This window comes from Streptomyces sp. NPDC025793 (genome assembly GCF_055558375.1).
Window position 1 is genome coordinate 38340 of the sequence record NZ_JBVHMR010000007.1, and the last position, 18519, is coordinate 56858.

Sequence of the window (18519 nt, forward strand, 5' to 3'; positions counted from 1 at the left end):
TGCCGTAGCCCCGCCCCGGACTCCACGGCCGGTTGGGATGCCCTGACCAGCGATCGTCACGACCGGCCGTGGGACGACCCCGGGTGCCCCGCACAACGGCGTGCGGGGCACCCGTGTCAGTTGCCCCGGTCCTCCAGTACCGCGTGTGCGCCTCCTGCCGGCGCCCCTCCGCGTCCCGCAGCGCCGAGGCCAGCCGCTCGGCCTCCTCGTGCAGCGCGCCGAGCCGGCGCTCCGGATGCCGCTCGGGCGGCGCGGTGCCCGGGGTCGGCCGGGTTCACCAGCGGGTGCGGACGAAGGCGTCCACCGCCTCCGGGACGTCCTGCCGGCACCTCGGAGGTGGGCACGGGCGCCTGCCGTACGCCGGTGAGCTTCTGGTCGGGACAGCCGGTCGCACCGGCGGTGGCCGACAGGAACTCGCTCGCGTCGCCCTGCGGCCGGAACCCGTGCCGTACGGCCGGCAGGCGCAGGGTCGGGTCGGTGCTGAGCAGCTCCCCGAACGCGCGGCCGTTCGCGTCGAGCGGTACGACGGTGTGGTCGCTGTTGACCGTGGTGTCCGGGTAGAGCACGACGAGGTCGTCCACCGTGTGCTGCTGTCGGAGCGGCGCGGCGATCCGGGACTCGTGGACGAGCACCAGCGGATTCCCGGCGCCGCTGACGAAGTCCCGGAACACCGCGTCCGAACTGGACTGCTGGGCGCCCTGGACGCTGACGAGCCGATGCAGCAGGGGAGCGGTCCGGTCAACTCCCCGTGCGCCAAGGCCTCTTTGAGCTGCTGCCAGGTCCGCCCCTGCCTGGCCGCGTCGAGGTAGGCGCCCATGTTCAGGGTGCCCCGGTTCCTGCCGTCGAGTACCGCGAGCCGGTTGGCGGCGAGGACGTCGGCCGCGCTGCGGTGGGCCACGACGACGAGCGGCGAGTAGAAGGGCCGGGGCAGCGGCTCCTGGGCGTGGTACTTGGCGGCCGGCGCGTCGGCGGGCGCCTGGCTGGGGGGAACGCGAAGTCGTACCCCTTGAGGTCCAGTCCCTCCATGGCCCAGGAGCCGGAGGACTCGACCCGCACGGTGCAGCCCTTGGCGGCCAGGGCCTTCGCCACGTCGGTATCGGCGAAGAAGTCCGCCTTCTCCGATCCGATCACTCCCCGCACGGTCTTCGTTGCCGTGCCCTTGTCGTCCCCGTGCCGGCCCGCGACGACGGCAGCCACGACACCGCCGATCAGCAGCACCGCGAGGACGATTCCCGCGATTCGTCTCACGCCGGGGAGCGTGCTCGCGGAATCCAGCGTTCCCCGGGGCCGGCCCATGAACGGGGGGTGACATACCGGCCCCGGCCCTGCGACGCGCCCCGCGGGGGACCCCGGCCCGGGATCAGCGGGCGGTGCTGAGTTCCTTCGGGTCGGTGAGCGCGGCGGCGTGGGCGTCCATCCGCCCGGCCGTCAGGATCGCCACCGCCGTGTCGGCGCGCGACGCGGCGACGACGAGCGCGCGGCCCGCGAGGGTGTGCGCGCGCCGGTGCAGCGCGGCGGGGTCGCCGGCGGCGGACGCTGTGGCCCGCAGCGGGGGGCGCCCGCCGCGGAGCCGGGCCACCTGTCCGGCGAGCCGCTCGGCGGCGGTGTCCAGGTCGGCCGACGGGGCCAGCCCGCGCAGTTCGTCGGTGACCGCGAGCAGCGCGGCGAGGTGTCCGGCGAGCTGGATGTCCAGCTCCTCCTCGCGCGACCGGTGGGGGAAGTCGGAGGAGGCGCCGGGAACTGTGCTGTGGACCGACTTGGCGCGGATCGGTTCGTACATGGGGGATGGCCTCCTGTGCGTGACAGGAAACCATCCTAGCTTGGATTTCGTCTAAAGTTGAGTCGTGTCACGGAATGAAGCCCGTCGACTACTACTGGCTGTATCCGTCCAGGAAGTTCCCGATCCGGGTGATCGCGTCCCGCAGATCGCCGACCGTCGGCAGGGTCACCACCCGGAAGTGGTCCGGCTCGGGCCAGTTGAAGCCCGTGCCCTGGACGACCATGATCTTCTCCTGGCGGAGCAGGTCCAGGACCATCTGCCGGTCGTCCTTGATCTTGAAGACCTGCGGGTCGAGGCGCGGGAAGAGGTACAGCGCGCCCCTGGGCCGTACGCAGCTCACGCCCGGGATCTGGGTCAGCAGCTCATGGGCGGTGTCGATCTGCTCCTTCAGCCGGCCGCCCGGCAGCACCAGGTCGTTGATCGACTGGCGTCCGCTGAGCGCGGCGACCACGCCGTGCTGTCCCGGCATGTTGGCGCACAGGCGCATGTTCGCCAGGATCGTCAGGCCCTCGATGTAGGAGTCGGCGTGCGCGCGCGGACCGGAGATCGACATCCAGCCCACCCGGTACCCGGCCACCCGGTACGCCTTCGACATGCCGTTGAAGGTGAGGGTGAGCAGATCGGGGGCGACCTTCGCGGTCGGGGTGTGCGTGGCGCCGTCGTAGAGGATCTTGTCGTAGATCTCGTCGGAGCAGACCAGCAGGTTGTGCCGGCGGGCGACGTCCGTCAGTCCCTTGAGCACCGCCTCGTCGTAGACCGCGCCCGTGGGGTTGTTCGGGTTGATGATCACGATCGCCTTGGTGCGGTCGGTGACCTTGCGCTCGATGTCGGCGAGGTCCGGCGTCCAGTCCGCCTGCTCGTCGCAGCGGTAGTGCACGGCCGTGCCGCCGGCGAGGGAGACCGCGGCGGTCCACAGCGGGTAGTCCGGCGCCGGTACGAGCACCTCGTCGCCGTCGTCGAGCAGCCCCTGCATGGCCATCACGATCAGCTCGGAGACGCCGTTGCCGATGAAGACGTGCTCGACGTCGGTCTCGATGCCGAGCGTCTGGTTGTGCATGACGACCGCGCGCCGGGCGGCCAGCAGACCCTTGGCGTCGCCGTATCCGTGGGCCGTCGAGACGTTGCGGAGGATGTCCTCCAGGATCTCCGGCGGGCACTCGAAGCCGAAGGCGGCCGGGTTGCCGGTGTTGAGCTTGAGGATGCGGTGACCGGCTGCCTCCAGCCGCATGGCCTCCTCGAGCACCGGGCCCCGGATCTCGTAACAGACGTTGGCGAGCTTGGTCGACTGGATCACCTGCATATGTGTGAGCTTACGGCCCGGTATCGCCTCGTGGGCCGTGTCTTCCGCCACGTGAGGCACGCGGATGGTGCCGCCGGGCGCCCGTGCGGACGCTGGGCGGCGCACAGGGAAACCCCTATGGCGCTCGACGCCTTCTTGTTCACACCCCTCTCTCGCCTTGAGAATGCGCATGACAAACATGAGGGCGGCCGGAAGATCTCCGGTCGCCCATGTCGTCAGAGGGGACCCCCACATGAACAAGCCTCTCCTTGCCGTGCTCTCCTCCGTGGCCCTGGCCGCCCTGGGCGCGACCCCGGCGGTGGCCGCCCCGCACCCGGCGCAGCCGCACACCGCAAAGACGCCCGCGGCCAAGGCGGTCACGGTCGACTTCGCCGGCACCGTCTCGCTCAGCAACTGCTCCGGCTCGGTCATCCGCTTCCCCGGCTCCGCGGACACCGACCCGGCCCTCGTCCTGACCAACGGCCACTGCCTGGAGACCGGCTTCCCCAGCCCCGGCGAGGTCATCACCGGCCAGTCCTCCAGCCGCACCTTCGGCCTGCTGAACTCCGCCGGCAGCAAGATCGCCACCCTGCGCGCCAACCAGGTCGTGTACTCGACCATGACGGACACGGACGTCACGATCTACCGCACGACCACCACGTACGCGGCGATCAAGAAGAGCTACGGCATCAGCCCGCTGACCGTGCAGGACACCCACCCGACCGCCGGCGCCGCCATCAAGGTCGTCTCCGGCTACTGGAAGACGATCTACAGCTGCAACGTGGACGGCTTCGTGTACCGGCTGCAGGAGGGCGACTGGACCTGGAAGGACTCCCTGCGCTACACCTCCGCCTGCAACACCATCGGCGGCACCTCCGGCTCCCCGGTGATCGACACCGCCACCGGCAACGTCGTGGCCGTCAACAACACCGGCAACGAGGACGGCGAGCGCTGCACCGAGAACAACCCCTGCGAGGTCGACGAGAGCGGCAACGTCACCGTCCGCCAGGGCATCAACTACGCCGAGGAGACGTACAGCATCCCGGCCTGCTTCACCACCGGCAACAAGCTGAACCTGGACGCCTCCGGCTGCACCCTGCCCAAGCCGTAGGGAAACAGGGTCACTTCGGAGCACGGCGGACGGAGCGGCCCGCGAGCACGTCCGTCCGCCTGCCGTCCTCGATGACGAACCGGCCGTCGACCAGGACGTACGGGATCCCCACGGGCAGCCTGCGCGGCTCGGCGAAGGTGGCGCCCGCCGCCACCGTCGCCGGGTCGAACAGCACCAGGTCGGCCCGGTACCCCTCGCGCACCAGCCCGCGGTCCGCCAGCCTCAGCCGGGCCGCGGGCCGGGACGTCAGATGCGCGACGCACTCCTCCAGGCCCAGCACGCCCAACTCCCGTACGTAGTGGCCGAGATAGCGCGGGAACGTGCCGTACGCGCGCGGATGCGGCTTGGCGCCTTGCAGGATGCCGTCCGAGCCGCCGGTGTGCGCGCGGTGCCGCATGATCGCGCGGACGTTCTCCTCGTGCCCGACGTGCTGGAGGATCGTCGTGCCGAGCCGGTCCGCCAGCAGCAGGTGCCGGGCGGTGTCCCACGGAGACTCGCCGCGCAGCCGTGCCGCCTCCCGGACCGTACGCCCCACGAACGCGCCCAGCGCGGGGTCGGTGACGCCGGAGATCTCGATCGTCTCCCACTCCACCGGCACCCCGTGACAGCCGTCCGCACCGGCCACCTCCAGGCCGTGCCGGATCCGCCCGGCCGTCGCCGGGTCGCCGAGCCGGGCCAGGATCTCCTCCGGCCCGCCCGCGCTCGCCCAGCTCGGCAGCAGTGCGGCCAGCGTGGTGGAGCCGGGCGTGTAGGGATAGGTGTCCAGCGTGATGTCCGCGCCGGCGCCGAGGGCCGCGTCGAGCAGGGCGAGCAGCTCGGGCGCCCGGCCCTTGTTCACGCCGAAGTTCATCGTCGCGTGGGCCAGGTGCAGCGCACAGCCCGCCTCCCGGGCCAGCTCCACCATCTCGGCGTAGGCCTCCAGGGCGCCCGCGCCGTAGGAGCGGTGGTGCGGGCAGTAGTAGCCGCCGTACGACGCCACCAACCGGCACAGCTCGGTCAGTTCGGTGTCCGGGGCGTACATGCCGGGCGTGTACGTCAGCCCGGAGGACATCCCGACCGCGCCCTGCTCCATGCCCTCGGCCACCAACCGCCGCATCCGGTCCAGCTCCTCGGGCGTCGCCGCGCGGTCCTCCCAGCCGACGGCGAGTGCCCGGACCGTGCCCTGGGGGATCAGGTACGCGGCGTTCACGGCGATGCCCCGGTCCAGCCGGTCCAGGTACTCCCCGACCGACCGCCAGTCGACGTCGAGGTCGTCGCCGTACCCGTTCCACCCGGTGATCGCCCGCCGCACCTCCTGGAGCGTGCGGTCGTCCACCGGTGCGTACGACAGCCCGTCCTGGCCGAGCACCTCCAGCGTGACGCCCTGCGCGGCCTTGGCGCTGTGGTCGGGGTCGCGCAGCAGGGCCAGGTCGGAGTGGGCGTGCATGTCGATGAAGCCGGGGGAGAGGACCAGGCCCTCCGCGTCCAGCTCCCGCATCGCGCGCGGGCGCCGGCAGCCGGCCTGGGCGGCCTCCTCGACGATCGAGACGATCCGCCCGCCGTCGATCACCACGTCGGCGCGGTACGACGGTTCGCCGCTGCCGTCCACGACGTCGGCGTCCCGGATGACCAGGTCCTCCACGGAAGGCCCCCTAGAAGTAGGTACGGATGAAGTCGACCACCGTCCCGTCCGCCTCCGCCACGGGGATCAACTGCCACTTGTCGAACGACGTGCAGGGGTGCGACAGCCCGAGCCCGATCCAGTCGCCGACCTCCACGTCCGCGCCCGGTTCGGTGCGCAGCCAGGCGTGCTGGTCGGACAGCCCCGTCACGGTGATCCCGTCGGCCGGCCGCTCGACCTCGCCGCGGCGTACCACCTGGGCGGCGGGCAGGTCCAGGTCGTAGGCCGCGTCGCGCTTGCCCGCGTTGGCGAAGGCCTGCTCCGGGGTCGGCCGCGACACGACCTGCGCCCACAGCCGGAAGGCGGGCTCCAGCGCGCCCTCCTCCGGGACGCGGGCGAAGGGGGTGATCCGGCGGTAGTGCCCGTCGTCGTGCGAGACGTACGCACCCGAGCGCAGCAGCTTCAGTACGGGCGCGGACAGTTCGGGGATCTCCGCGAACACCTCGGCCACCGAGTCGAACCAGCCGCTGCCGCCCGCGCTGACGACGATCTCCTGCGCGCCCTTGAACAGCCCGGCGCGGTCCAGCCCGGCGGCGAGCGCCACCAGCCGGCGCAGATACGCCCGCACCCGCTCCGGATCGGGCTGCGGCACCTCGCCCTCGTACCCCGCGACCCCCACGAGCCGCAGCGTGCCGGACGCACGGCCCACGGCCTCGGCGACGGCCCGCGCGTCCGCCTCCGTGCGCACACCGGTGCGGGCTCCGTCGCCGGCCCCCAGCTCGACGACGACGTCGACGGGCCTGGCGGAACCCTTGAGCGCGGCGTCCATCAGCTCCACCCCGCGCACGGAGTCGACGTAGGCGACGAACCGGAACTCCGGGTCGGCGGCCAGCTCGGCCGCGATCCACCGCAGGGCGGCGGCGTCGACGAGTTCATTGGCGAGGAAGATCCGCCGGACCCCGAACTCCCGGGCGACGCGCACCTGGTGGGGCACCGCCAGGGTGATGCCCCAGGCGCCGTGTTCGAGCTGGCGGTGGAAGAGCTGCGGGGCCATGGAGGTCTTGCCGTGCGGGGCGAAGGCCAGCCCGTGCCGGGCGGCGTACGCCTCCATCAGCGCCAGGTTGTGCTCCAGGCGCTCGGCGGACAGGGCGAGGACGGGGGTGGCGAAGCCGTCGGCCGCGCGGAAGAGGTTGCGGCGCTGGGCGGCCAGTTCGCCGACGGTCAGGCCGTCGGCGTCGGGCGGGAGGCCCTTGAAGCGGTGGTCGACACGTTCCTCGGCCAGTCGGGCGAGCGCTTCGGTGCGCATGGAGCCCCTCTCCTGACTGTTGCAATCTATGCAACGGCCATTGCGTGCATTGCTAACTGGTGTCTAGCATCTCGCCGACACCGGGTCAACGGAGCCGCCGCCCGGCCATCGACAGGAGTCATCATCGACGACGCTGCTTACGACGCCGTGTGCGCCGGGACCGTTCCGCACGAGCCTGTGGACGTCGTGACCCTCGGCGAGTCCATGGTCACCTTCCTGCCCAGCCGCCCGGGACGCCTCGCGGACGTGCCCTCCTTCGACCGCGCGATCGGCGGCGCCGAGTCCAACGTGGCCTGCGTGCTGGCGGCCGCCGGGCACTCCGCGCGATGGGTGAGCCGCGTGGGCGCGGACGGGTTCGGGCAGCACCTGGTGGAGGGGATCGCCGGATACGGGGTCGACACGAGCGCCGTGGGCACCGACGCGCTCCGGCCCACCGGCATCTACTTCCGCACGGCCGGCGACCGCGGCACGGGCGCGCACGAGGTGGCGTACTACCGGACCGGTTCGGCGGCGTCGGTGATGAGCCCGGGCAACGTGGACCTCGGGGCGGTACGGGCGGGCCGGGTGCTGCACCTGTCGGGGATCACGGCGGCGCTGTCGCCCGAGTGCCGGGAGCTGATGCACGCGCTGACGGCGCCCCGCGCCGGGCGGCCGCTGCTCTCCTTCGACGTGAACCACCGGCCGGGGCTGTGGCGTACGGCCGAAGCGCCGCGGGTGCTGCTGGACCTGGCCCGGCGCGTGGACGTGGTGTTCGTGGGGGAGGACGAAGCGGAGCAGGCCTGGGGGGTCAAGGGCGGCCCCGAGGCCGTCCGCGCGGCGCTGCCCGAGCCGGACGTGCTGGTGGTGAAGCAGGGCGCGAGGGGCGCGACGGCGTTCGCGAGCCATCGGCCGCCCGTCTTCGAACCGGCCCTGCGCGTGGACGTCGTCGCCACCACCGGCGCCGGCGACGCCTTCGCCGCCGGCTTCCTCTCCGCCACCCTGCGCGGCCTGCCCCTGCCGCTCCGGCTGCGCCACGGCCACCTCTTCGCCGCCGCGGCCCTCACCACCCCCGGCGACCTCGCCCCGCCCCCCGCCCGGGACCACGCCGACCGGCTGAGCGCCCTCGGCAGCGCCGCATGGGGGAGACTTCGACTCGGCCCCGGCTGGACGCAAGCCGACGTGGCCGAACAGGAGGCGAACACCCCATGAGCCAGACCGTCGACCGCGCCCTGAGCATCCTGCCGCTGCTCGCCGAGGGCCCCGCAGACCTCGGGCAGGTCGCCGACCGCCTGGGCGTGCACAAGTCCACGGCGCTGCGCCTGCTGCGCACCCTGCACGAACACGGCATGGTCTACCGCCAGTCCGACCAGCGCTACCGCCTCGGCGCCCGCCTGTTCGCCCTCGCGCAGGAGGCGATGGAGAACCTCGACATCCGCGAGATCGCCCACCCCCACCTCGTCCGCCTCAACGAGGCCTGCGGTCACACCGTGCACCTCGCCGTCCACGAGGAGAACGAGGTCCTCTACATCGACAAGGTGGAGAGCCGCTACCCGGTCCGCATGTACTCCCGGATCGGCAAGCCCGTCGCCATCACGGTCGCGGCCGTCGCCAAGCTCCTCCTCGCCGACCTGCCCGAACCCGAGCGCCGCGCCCTCGCGGACCGGCTCGACTACCCCCTGTACACGGCCCGTTCGACGCCGAACGCCGAGGCCTACCTCAAGGAGCTGGCCACGGTGCGCGAACAGGGCTGGGCCACCGACCTCGGCGGCCACGAGGAGTCCATCAACTGCGTCGCCGCCCCCGTCCGCGGCGCCGACGGCCGGGTGGTCGCCGCGATGTCGGTCTCCGCGCCGAACGTGGTCGTCACCGCCGAGGAACTCCTCACCCTGCTCCCGCTGGTGCGCCGTACGGCGGACGCGATCAGCAGCGAGTACTCCGGCAGAACCCCGATCAAGGAAACCCCCTGATGACCGAGAAGACCGCGCTCACCCCGAAGACCCACACCACCCCGCCCGCGAAGTTCTCGCACGGCGTGCGGAAGGGCAACATCCTCCAGGTCGCCGGCCAGGTCGGCTTCCTGCCGGCCGAGGAGGGCAGGCCCCCGACACCGGCCGGCCCCACGCTGCGCGAGCAGACCCTCCAGACCCTCGCCAATGTCCGGGCGATCCTCGAAGAGGGCGGCGCGAGCTGGGACGACGTGATGATGATCCGCGTCTACCTGACGGACGTGGACCACTTCGCCGAGATGAACGAGATCTACAACACCTACTTCGAGGAGCAGGGCCTCACCCAGCCGCCCGCCGCCCGGACCACGGTCTACGTCGGTCTCCCGGCCGGCCTCCTCATCGAGATCGACGCGCTCGCCGTACTCGGCTGAGTCCCTGACGATCCCTCACCTCCCGCACGTCCCGCACGGCACGGCGTCCCCCACCCCCGGGCCGCCGTGCCGCGCCCCGCCCTGCCCGAAAGCACGATGCATTTACGAAGAGGACCCCCAATGTCCCATCCGCTCTCCCTCCCCCTGGCCGCGACGATCCCACCCGCCCCACCCCACACCGGAGGCCTGCTGCTCCTCCTGGGCGGCACCCCCGGACTCCTCACGGTCGCCGGAATCGGCATAGCCCTCCTCCTCTTCCTGATCATCAAGGTCAGGCTCCAGCCCTTCGTGGCCCTCCTCGCCGTCTCCATAGCCGTGGGCCTGCTGGCCGGCCTCTCGGTCACCGAACTCTTCGGCACCGTCCAGAGCTCCAGCGCCGTCTCCACCATCGAGTCCGGCATGGGCGGCATCCTCGGCCACGTCGCGATCATCATCGGCCTCGGCACGATGCTCGGCGCGATCCTGGAGGTGAGCGGCGGAGCGGAGGTACTGGCCGCGCGCCTGCTGACGCTGTTCGGTGAGAAGCGGGCGCCGCTGGCCATGGGCCTGACGGGCCTGATCTTCGGCATCCCGGTCTTCTTCGACGTGGGCATCTTCGTCCTGGCCCCGCTGGTCTACGCGGCGGCGAAACGAGGCGGCAAGTCGATCCTCCTCTACTGCCTCCCCCTCCTCGCCGGCCTCTCCATGACCCACGCCTTCCTGCCCCCGCACCCCGGCCCGGTCGCCGCCGCCGGCCTGCTGCACGTCCAGCTCGGCTGGGTCATCCTCATGGGCGTCGTCTGCGGCATCCCCGCCGTACTGGCCGCGTGGGCCTTCTCCGCCTGGATCGGCCGGCGGATCTTCGTCGCCGTACCGCAGGACATGGCCGAAGCGGCGGAGGAGGCGAAGCGGGCGGTGGCGGCGGAGCAGCGCGCGCAGGGCGTGGAACCACGGGAGAACCCGGTCCCGCTGGGCGTGGTCCTGACGATCATCGGCACCCCGCTGGTCCTGATCCTCTCGGCCACCTTCTCCTCCATCGTCCTGGACCCGTCCCCCACCCGCTCGGTCCTCCAGTTCTTCGGCACCCCCATGGTGGCCCTGACGCTCGCCCTGCTCCTGGCGTACTACCTGCTGGGCATCCGCCGCGGCTGGACCCGCAAGTCCCTTGAGGCCGTGTCCACTTCGTCGCTGAAGCCGGTCGGCAACATCCTGCTGGTCGTCGGCGCGGGCGGGATCTTCGGCGCGGTGCTGAAGGCGAGCGGGGTGGCCCAGGCCCTCTCGGACACCTTCCACGGCGTGGGCCTCCCGGTGATCGTCCTCGCCTACCTGATCTCGCTGGTCCTGCGGGTGGCGCAGGGCTCGGCGACGGTGGCGATCGTGACGACGGCGGGCATCGTGGCCCCTCTCCTCACCGAGGGCGACCACTCCCAGCCCTTCGTGGCCCTGGTCATCATGGCGATCTCGGCGGGCTCGATCTTCGCCTCGCACGTGAACGACGGCGGCTTCTGGATGGTCGCCAAGTACTTCGGCATCAGCGAACGCGACACGCTCAGGACCTGGACGGTCCTGGAGTCCGTGCTCTCGGTGTCCGGTTTCGCCGTGGCGGCGGCAATGAGCCTGTTCGTCTGAAGGCTCCAAAGGCCGTGAAGGCTCCGAAGGTGACTGATGTTGCCCATGGGATGAGCGGTCCGACTGGTTCCGGCACAGGGAAGTCGTCCATACTGCCGCCGTGGAGCAGCGCACAGGAGCGAGCAGCAAGCCGTCGAAGGCCGAGCCGTTGAAGACCGAGCCCGTCACGGGCGCCGGTTTCGACCCGGCCTTCATCCCGGGGCTCACGGCTCCGGCCAAGGCGGACACGTCGACGCCGAAGGAGGCGAAGCCGGACCCGGACCCGGATCCGGCTCCGGCTCCGGAGAAGTCGGAGGAGGCGGCCGGTACCGCCACGCCGGACGACGTCACGGCCGACGACGCCACGGACAGCGACGCCGCTGACGGCGACGCCGCTGACGGCGACGGCCCGGTCTTCGAGGCGTCCGACCGCCGGGCGCGGATAGTGGCCGACCGCAAGGGCGTCCGCCTCCGCCTCGACGAGGAGTCCTGCGAGTTCCGCTGGGACGAGATCGCGGCGGTCGAGACGGAGTCCCCCCGCTTCGGCAAGCGCTACACGATCACGGTCCACACCCCCGAGCGCCGCTGGTTCCCGATCGAGATCGAGGCGGCGTCGAGGTCCCGCTTCAAGGAGTGGGACGAGCAGATCGACGCGGTGCTGGACGCGTACTTCGAGGACGGCGAGTAGACGGAGACGGAACGCCGGCCGGTCGAGTCGTGACTCGACCGGTGGTTCCTCACTTCTCGGTGTCGCCGAGGGAGAGGGGCGACTTCCGCCACCGGCTGGACCGCTTCAGGGCGTCGATGAAGGGGGCGAAGGCGGTGGCGGGGAAAGTGAGGGTGGCTCGGGCGGGGGCTTTGGAGTCGCGGAGGGCTATGTGGGTGTCCTGGTCGGCCACTTCGACGCAGTCGTTCCCCTCACCCCCGCCGGAGTAGGACGACTTCTTCCACGAGGTGGGGGCGCTCATGCGGGTCCTCACAACTCCTTCGTGAGCCGGTGGATGAGATCGCGCGACTGCTGAGGGGGCAGTGCCTGTTCCTTCACCTTACGGAAGAGCCTTCGGAAGTGCTCCAGCTGGGCCTCCGAGTCGACGAAGGCCGTGCCATGGGGAGCGTCGCGTACGACGGTGTCCAGCCGTGGGACCGATCCGCCCAGGTGCACCATGGTGCTTCCGGCTCCGGCGAAGTCGTCCAGCGCGAGGGGGACGACCCGCACCGTGACGTGGTCGGCCTCGGACACCTCCAGGATGCGGCCGAGCTGAGACCGGGAGGCTGCCCGCCCGGCCACCCTGATCCGCAGCGCCGCTTCATGGATCACGGTCTCGTACGGGATGGGGTCGGCGCCCTCGATGACGACCCTGCGCTTCATTCGATGTGCAACCCGGAGATCCACCTCGCTGTCCGGGAACTCGGGGTTCATGTAGGCGAAGAGGGCTCGGGCGTAGTTCTCGGTCTGGAGAAGTCCGGGCACGTGGATCACCGCCACGTCGTTACGGAACCTCGCGTGATGGTCCAGTTCGGCGAGATCCTGGTAGGCGGCGGGCAGGGTGCCCCGGTACTCCTCCCACCACCCACGGGTTCGGTCGCTCGCCATGTCGGCGAGCGCGTCGATCAACTCGCCGTCGGAGCAGGCGTAGTTGGCGGCAAGTCGCCGCACCCGCTGCTCGCTCACGCCCGCGATCCCGGACTCGATCTGGCTCATCTGGACGGAGTTCGTCCCCAGCAGGCCGGCTGCCTCGGTTGCCTTGAGTCCGGCGGCCTCGCGCAGCCTGCGTAGTTCGGTGCCCAGGCGTACCTGGCGTGCTGTGGGGTTCCGTCGTGCTGGCACAGCGCCCTTCTTTCCTCAACGGCCCTGGTGAGGTGACTCGTTCGGGGTCACGTTACGCGACCTGCTTGCAGCGAATGAAATTTATGCCCTACCGTCAGTGACGTACCGCACACGCAGCGGAAGTGCACCGCGTGCCGCGGCGTTGCCACCCTGTGCGTGAAATCCACCTCGTTTCCCCGGAGTTGATGACGCATGCCCGAAACCTGGGACTACACCCTCTACATCCCCAACGACCCCAGAGCCGTCACGGTGTGCCGCCGCACGCTGCGCCTGATCCTGGCCCTGCACGGTCTGATCAACCTGGTGGACACCGCCGAACTCCTCGCCGCGGAGCTGGTGTCGAACGCGGTACGGCACACGAAGGGCCCCGCCGCGCTCAGGGTCCGCCGCACCTCGGAGGGCGTCGTGTGGATCGGGGCGTGGGACACGGACCCGGCGTCGCCCGATCCGCCGCGTGCGCTGGAGGAGGTGGGGGAGTCGGAGGACGGGCGGGGTCTGGGGCTGGTGTCGGCCTGCGCGAACCTGTGGGGGTGGCAGCCGTCGGCACGGTTCGGGGACCGGGGGAAGTACGTGTGGTGCGAACTTGCGGCGGCCTAGCTAGTTGATCACGACGTCGTACCGCCGCCGGAGTGGGCAAGCGTCATGTCCTGCCCTTGACAGGCAGCAACGCCCGGACCCTCTGGGTCCGGGCGTGACCACCGCGCCTATCTCACCTCACGGCAGTGCATGCACATGCGCCCCCACCGAGCTCGACCACGCGTTGCCCGATGCCGCGTCCCAGTTCGTGGACCAGGTCATCGCGCCCCGGAGGTCGGGGTAGGTCTTGGACGGTTTGAAGGTGCCGCAGTTCGTGCCGGCCGTCAGGCAGTCGAGGGCGTTGTTCACCACGGTCGGCGACACGTAGCCGCTGCCCGCCGCGCTCGTCGAGGCGGGGAGGCCGAGGCCCACCTGGGACGGGGAGAGGCCGCCCTGGAGCTGGATGCAGGCGAGGGTGGTCAGGAAGTCGACCGAGCCCTGGCTGTAGACCTTGCCGTCGCAGCCCAGCATGGAACCGCTGTTGTAGTACTGCATGTTGACGACCGTCAGGATGTCCTTCACGTTCAGGGCCGTCTGGAAGTACGAGTTCGACGTCGACTGCATGTCGATCGTCTGCGGGGCCATGGTGAGGACGAAGGACGAGCCGGCCTTGGCGGAGAGGGCGCGCAGCGCCTGTGTCATGTACGTCGCGTCGAGGCCGTTCTCCAGGTCGATGTCGACGCCGTCGAAGCCGTACGTCTGCATCAGCGAGTAGACGGAGTTCGCGAAGTTCGTCGCCGACGTCGAGTCGCTCACCGACACCGTGCCGTTCTGGCCGCCGATCGAGATGACGACCTTCTTGCCGGCCGCCTGCTTCGCCTTGATGTCCGCCTTGAACTGGTCGACGGTGTAGCCGCCGAGGTCGGCCGAGTCGAGGTTGAAGGTCACCGCGCCCGGCGTCGTCGTCGCGTCCGCGAAGGCCACCGCGATGATGTCGTAGGAGGAGGGGACGTCGGAGAGTTTCTGGACCGTCGCGCCGTTGTTGAAGTTCTGCCAGTAGCCGGTCACCGCGTGCTTCGGCAGCACACCCCCGCCTCCTCCACCGCTCGATCCGGAGGACGTCGTCGCCGTCACCGGCGCCGACTTCGCCGACTCGCCCGCCGCGTTCGTCGCCGTCACCTGGAAGCTGTACGACGTGGCGGCGGTCAGCCCCGTCAGCGTCGCCGACGTGCCCGTCACCGCCGTCGCCTTCGTGCCGTCCTGGTAGACGTCGTAGCCCGTCGCGCCCGACACCGGGGACCAGGAGAGGGTGGCCGAGGAGGACGTGGTGGACGAGACCGACAGGCCGGTCGGGGTCGCCGGGACCGTGGGGGGCGGGGTGCCGCCTCCGCCCCCGCCGTCGGGGCCGTAGACCGAGACGTCGTCGGCGTAGTAGGCCGCCTGGCCGTACCACCCGTGCGTGTACACCGTGACCGAGGTCGTTGACGCGCCCGTGGTGAAGGTCGTCGACAGCTGCTTCCAGGTGGTCGTGTCGGGGGTCCAGGTGGAGACGTCCGTCGTGCCCGTGCCCGTCACGCCCAGGTAGGAGTACCCGCCCTGCACCCACGCGCTCAGCGTGTACGTCGAGTTGGGCGCGACCGCGACCGCCTGGGTGCACTGGGCGTCGTCCTGGCCGGCCGGGGTCGCCTTCAGTGCCGACGAGCCGCTGTGGACCGGGGAGGAGACGGTCGTGCCGCTGCCCGCCGTGCACGTCCAGCCGCTCAGGCCCGACTCGAAGCCCGCGTTCGTCGCGTTGTTGACGTCCGCCGCGGCTGCCGGGGCGGCGGTCGCCGTGAGGCCCGCGACCGACAGGGCCAGGGTCGTGACGGCCGACCACAGCAGGGTCATGCGTCGTCTGCCGTATCCGTATCCGGGTATGCCTGTGTCTGGTGCGCGCTCCACTGGGGCCTCCGGGAGGGAGAAGGGGAGATGGGGGAGGGATGGTTGCCGTCGCTGGGCTGACAATTTGGTCCAGACCAATTCGGGTGTCAAGAGGTCCAGACCAAAATGGATTTCGCAACCTCGCTCAACCTGTCCTGTTTTGGCGGGACTTGCGCGGTCTTTGTGCCGAGAGAGTTCCACGCGAGCTTCACAAACGCTGTTCTCCGGCCATACGGCCGTGGATACAGTGCTCACGTAGTCACGCAGTGAAGTCGTCCCGGCGGAACGGGAGTGGCCCCGGACGGCCGGCGGGTGTGAAGAGCGGGGAGCTGCGCGTGCCAACTGCCATTGCCGTGACCAGTGCCGACATGGCACTGCCGGCTCAGGACGAACGGACCGTGCCCGCCGTCGTGCTGAGCGGTATCGACCAGAAGCCGCTGGAGCAGGCGGTCGTGGAGCTCCACGCCCTGATCGAGCAGTACGGGTACCTCGTCGTGGTCTGTTCCAGCGCCACGCCCGCGAGCGTCATGCAGCGGCTGTACACCCTGCGCTCGCTGCTGGAGAGCGACCGTGTCGCCTTCTTCCGGCCCGAACTGCCCCCGCTCGGCATCGCCGTGCTCGCCCGGCAGCTGCGCCAGCTCGCCTCCTGCGATCTGAGCCCGGGGATCCTCGCCTCCGCCGGGCGGCTGCTCACCCACTACCTCCACGCCGGGGCGGTGCTGGGCTCGGTCGCGCGCCTGGACCGGGTGCCGGTCGGGCTCAAGGCCCACGCCAGATCCTGGGTGCCGGGCAGCCAGTTCGCCGTGCTGGCCCACCCCGAGCCGCAGCTCGTCAAGATCGCGCCCGAAGTCACGCTCAAGGGGCCCGAGTTCAGCACCTGGATGCTCGTCGCCAAGGGGCAGCTGCAGAGCGAGTGGGTCGGCGGACTCGGCGGGCAGTGGAGCGTGCACGGGCTGCGCGAGGTCCCGCTGCCCGCCGAGTCCAGGGACTGGTGGGGGACCGGCCGCGTGATCGAGTTCTGCGGCTACCTCGCCGATCTGTCGGTCCTCTACCAACTGGTCGCCTCCGTACGGCAGACCAGCTGTCACTGGTGCGGCCTGGACGTCATCGGCGACCTGTGCGTCTTCTGCTCCGCCACCCCGCCCGCCCACGAACCCGCCGCGCCCCGCGCCCTGGAACAGCGCTCGCCCGCCTGACCGGCCCCGGAAAACAGACTCGTATCCCGCTCGACCGATTCCCCCAACGAGGTTGCACGGTTCATGAACTCCCGTCAGCGCCGCGGCGTGATACTGCTGATCCTGTCGGTCCTGTGCGCTCTCGGCGCGTTCGCCGGCGTGCTCTCCGTCGTCCACAACGTCAATTCCAAGGTCGGGCCCGAGGTCAGCGCCTATCGGGTCAGGTCCGACGTGAAGCCGTACACCGCCCTGGACACCGGCCAGTTCGAGAAGATCGAGATGCCGAAGCGGTGGCTGTCCGACAACGCCGTCACCGACCTGCGGCAGATCCAGGGCAAGATCGCCGTCACCACCCTGCGCGCCGGGTCGCTCCTCCAGAGCGACATGATCGTCGACCAGCCCGCCCTCCAGCCCGGACAGCAGGAGGTCGCCATCATGATCGACGCGGCGACCGGGGTCGCGGGGAAGATCACTCCGGGCTCCCGGGTCAACGTGTACGCCACCTTCGCCGGGAAGAACAACGGCGATCCCGACCAGTCGAAGATCATCGTCACCAACGCCCGGGTCCTCGACGTCGGCCGCATCACCGCCCTCGACGACTCCACCAAGAACCAGACCCAGAGCCAGAGTCAGAGCCAGCTCAGCGAGGGCGTCCCGATCACCTTCGCGCTGTCCACCCTCGACGCCCAGCGCATCACCTACGCCGAGTCCTTCGCCCAGCGCGTGCGGCTCGCCCTGGTGGCCCCCGGCAGCGAGACCAGCGTTCCGGACAAGGACCGCACGTACGAACTCGCGACGGACAAGTGAGAGGCGGCCCGCATGCCCACCAGGATCCTCCCGGCCGGTGCGGACCCCGACGCCGTCCGCTCCCTCGTCACCCTCCTCAGCCAGCTCCCCGACGCCGAGCCGCAGCCGCCCGTCGTCGACTCCACCCAGCTCGTCGACACCCTCGCCCGGCTCGCCGCCGAGTCCGTGGAGGAGCTGCCGGAGGTCGTCGTCGTCCATGAACGGGTCGGCCCGGTCGCGGCCCTCGACCTGATCCGCGAGGTCGCGCTCCGCTTCCCGGCCGTCGGCGTCATCCTCGTCACCACCGACGCGAGCCCCGGGCTGTTCGCCGCCGCCATGGACGCCGGCGCCCGCGGCCTGGTCGCCCTCCCGCTGTCGTACGAGGAACTCGCCAGCCGCGTCCAGGCCGTCGCCCAGTGGTCGACCGGGGTACGGCGCCATCTCGGCCACGGCACCGACGTGCTGGGCGGCGTCGGCGGTACGGTCGTCACGGTCAGCGGCGCCAAGGGGGGAGTGGGCACGACGCTGGCCGCCATCCAGCTCGCCCTCGCCGCGCAGGCCTCCGGCCGGCCCACCGCCCTGGTCGACCTGGACCTCCAGACCGGGGACATCGCCTCCTACCTGGACATCCAGTTCCGCCGGTCCGTCGCCGACCTCGCCGCGATCACCGACATCTCGCCCCGCGTCCTCGCCGACGCCGTCTTCCGCCACGACACCGGGCTCGCCCTGCTCCTCGCCCCGGCCGAGGGAGAACGCGGCGAGGAGGTCAGCGACCGCGCCGCCCGGCAGATCGTCCGCGCCCTGCGCTCCCGCTACGAGGTCGTCGTCGTCGACTGCGGGGCCCAACTGAGCGGCGCGGGTGCGGCGGCCGTGGAGATGGCCGACACCGCGCTGCTGGTCACGACCCCGGACGTGATCGCCGTCCGCGCCGCCAAACGGACCGTACGGATGTGGGACCGGCTCCAGATCCGCAAGGCCGAGGAGACGACGACCGTCGTCAACCGGCTGGCGCGCAGCGCGGAGATCCAGCCCGCGCTCGTCCGGCGCATCACGGGCACGGCGCTCGCGCGCACCGCCGTACCCGCCAATTTCAAGGAACTTCAGGCCGTCGTGGACGCGGGGCGGGTCCATGAACTCGACGGCAGGAGCACCGTGAAGCAGGCGCTGTGGGCGCTCGCCGGAGAGCTGGGCCTCGTGAAGGCGGCGGCCGAGGGGGCCCATCGGGGCGGCGGACGGGGCGCGGTGGGATTCCGGCGGCGGAAGGAGTGAGCGGGC

The 18519-nt window shown here is 71.1% G+C and carries 17 protein-coding genes and 2 pseudogenes; 10 read left to right on the top strand and 9 right to left on the bottom strand.

Annotated features, from left to right (window positions below):
* Positions 1-136: 136 nt before the first annotated feature.
* The 4 genes and pseudogenes from ACZ4MF_RS15975 to ACZ4MF_RS15990 form a co-directional block, all read right to left on the bottom strand.
* A pseudogene (locus ACZ4MF_RS15975) lies at positions 137-325 on the bottom strand (hypothetical protein); the annotation flags it as partial.
* A 1-nt stretch (position 326) separates the two neighbouring features.
* Positions 327-1248, bottom strand: a pseudogene (locus tag ACZ4MF_RS15980) (hypothetical protein); the annotation flags it as partial.
* A 112-nt stretch (positions 1249-1360) separates the two neighbouring features.
* Entirely contained in the window at positions 1361-1780 is a 420-nt protein-coding gene (locus tag ACZ4MF_RS15985) for an SCO4983 family protein (protein ID WP_467492609.1), read from the bottom strand.
* Between the two features lie 91 nt (positions 1781-1871).
* Positions 1872-3080: a pyridoxal phosphate-dependent aminotransferase gene (locus ACZ4MF_RS15990; RefSeq protein ID WP_467492610.1), complete on the bottom strand. Its 1209-nt coding sequence runs from the start codon at positions 3078-3080 to the stop codon at positions 1872-1874.
* Positions 3081-3312: 232 nt separating this feature from the next.
* Here ACZ4MF_RS15990 and ACZ4MF_RS15995 point away from each other — a divergent pair, with 232 nt between their 5' ends.
* On the top strand, positions 3313-4170 hold the full coding sequence (locus ACZ4MF_RS15995; RefSeq protein ID WP_467492611.1) for a trypsin-like serine peptidase: 858 nt from the start codon (positions 3313-3315) through the stop codon (positions 4168-4170).
* Positions 4171-4180: 10 nt separating this feature from the next.
* Here ACZ4MF_RS15995 and ACZ4MF_RS16000 read toward each other — a convergent pair whose 3' ends face one another.
* Positions 4181-5791, bottom strand: coding sequence for an N-acyl-D-amino-acid deacylase family protein (locus tag ACZ4MF_RS16000; RefSeq protein WP_467492612.1), 1611 nt, complete (start codon positions 5789-5791; stop codon positions 4181-4183).
* A gap of 10 nt (positions 5792-5801) precedes the next feature.
* A complete protein-coding gene (locus tag ACZ4MF_RS16005) occupies positions 5802-7076 on the bottom strand; it encodes an amino acid deaminase (RefSeq protein WP_467492613.1) in 1275 nt (424 codons plus the stop codon).
* Positions 7077-7253: 177 nt separating this feature from the next.
* Here ACZ4MF_RS16005 and ACZ4MF_RS16010 point away from each other — a divergent pair, with 177 nt between their 5' ends.
* From ACZ4MF_RS16010 to ACZ4MF_RS16030, 5 genes are all read left to right on the top strand, one after another.
* Positions 7254-8264, top strand: a complete 1011-nt coding sequence (locus ACZ4MF_RS16010; RefSeq protein WP_467492614.1) for a sugar kinase — start codon at positions 7254-7256, stop codon at positions 8262-8264.
* Positions 8261-9022: an IclR family transcriptional regulator gene (locus tag ACZ4MF_RS16015; protein WP_467492615.1), complete on the top strand. Its 762-nt coding sequence runs from the start codon at positions 8261-8263 to the stop codon at positions 9020-9022. Before ACZ4MF_RS16010 ends, ACZ4MF_RS16015 begins: the two co-directional genes overlap by 4 nt.
* Positions 9022-9432 (top strand): RidA family protein, encoded by a 411-nt coding sequence (locus ACZ4MF_RS16020; protein WP_356026353.1) that lies wholly within the window; start codon positions 9022-9024, stop codon positions 9430-9432. The genes ACZ4MF_RS16015 and ACZ4MF_RS16020 overlap by 1 nt, the downstream gene beginning before the upstream one ends.
* Positions 9433-9552: 120 nt before the next feature.
* Positions 9553-11040 carry a GntP family permease gene (locus ACZ4MF_RS16025; RefSeq protein WP_467492616.1) on the top strand — a complete coding sequence of 496 codons (1488 nt, stop codon included), beginning with the start codon at positions 9553-9555 and terminating at the stop codon, positions 11038-11040.
* 100 nt (positions 11041-11140) lie between these two features.
* Positions 11141-11707: a hypothetical protein gene (locus ACZ4MF_RS16030; protein ID WP_467492617.1), complete on the top strand. Its 567-nt coding sequence runs from the start codon at positions 11141-11143 to the stop codon at positions 11705-11707.
* A 49-nt stretch (positions 11708-11756) separates the two neighbouring features.
* Here ACZ4MF_RS16030 and ACZ4MF_RS16035 read toward each other — a convergent pair whose 3' ends face one another.
* Together ACZ4MF_RS16035 and ACZ4MF_RS16040 are read right to left on the bottom strand one after the other, a co-directional pair.
* Positions 11757-11987, bottom strand: coding sequence for a DUF397 domain-containing protein (locus ACZ4MF_RS16035; RefSeq protein ID WP_467492618.1), 231 nt, complete (start codon positions 11985-11987; stop codon positions 11757-11759).
* An 8-nt stretch (positions 11988-11995) separates the two neighbouring features.
* A complete protein-coding gene (locus tag ACZ4MF_RS16040; RefSeq protein WP_467492619.1) occupies positions 11996-12847 on the bottom strand; it encodes a helix-turn-helix domain-containing protein in 852 nt (283 codons plus the stop codon).
* Between the two features lie 192 nt (positions 12848-13039).
* Between ACZ4MF_RS16040 and ACZ4MF_RS16045 the strand changes: the two genes are divergently transcribed.
* Entirely contained in the window at positions 13040-13444 is a 405-nt protein-coding gene (locus ACZ4MF_RS16045) for an ATP-binding protein (RefSeq protein ID WP_467492620.1), read from the top strand.
* 117 nt (positions 13445-13561) lie between these two features.
* Here ACZ4MF_RS16045 and ACZ4MF_RS16050 read toward each other — a convergent pair whose 3' ends face one another.
* Complete coding sequence (locus ACZ4MF_RS16050) at positions 13562-15250, bottom strand: chitinase (protein WP_467492621.1); 1689 nt, start codon at positions 15248-15250, stop codon at positions 13562-13564.
* Positions 15251-15651: 401 nt separating this feature from the next.
* Between ACZ4MF_RS16050 and ACZ4MF_RS16055 the strand changes: the two genes are divergently transcribed.
* The 3 genes from ACZ4MF_RS16055 to ACZ4MF_RS16065 all read left to right on the top strand — a co-directional run bounded on the left by ACZ4MF_RS16055 (position 15652) and on the right by ACZ4MF_RS16065 (position 18513).
* Positions 15652-16479, top strand: a complete 828-nt coding sequence (locus ACZ4MF_RS16055) for a hypothetical protein (protein WP_467492823.1) — start codon at positions 15652-15654, stop codon at positions 16477-16479.
* Positions 16480-16542: 63 nt separating this feature from the next.
* The gene (gene cpaB / locus ACZ4MF_RS16060) at positions 16543-17265 is read left to right on the top strand and encodes a Flp pilus assembly protein CpaB (protein ID WP_467492622.1); all 723 of its coding nucleotides are present in this window, start codon (positions 16543-16545) and stop codon (positions 17263-17265) included.
* Between the two features lie 12 nt (positions 17266-17277).
* Positions 17278-18513, top strand: a complete 1236-nt coding sequence (locus ACZ4MF_RS16065; RefSeq protein ID WP_467492623.1) for an AAA family ATPase — start codon at positions 17278-17280, stop codon at positions 18511-18513.
* The last annotated feature ends 6 nt before the right edge of the window (positions 18514-18519 follow it).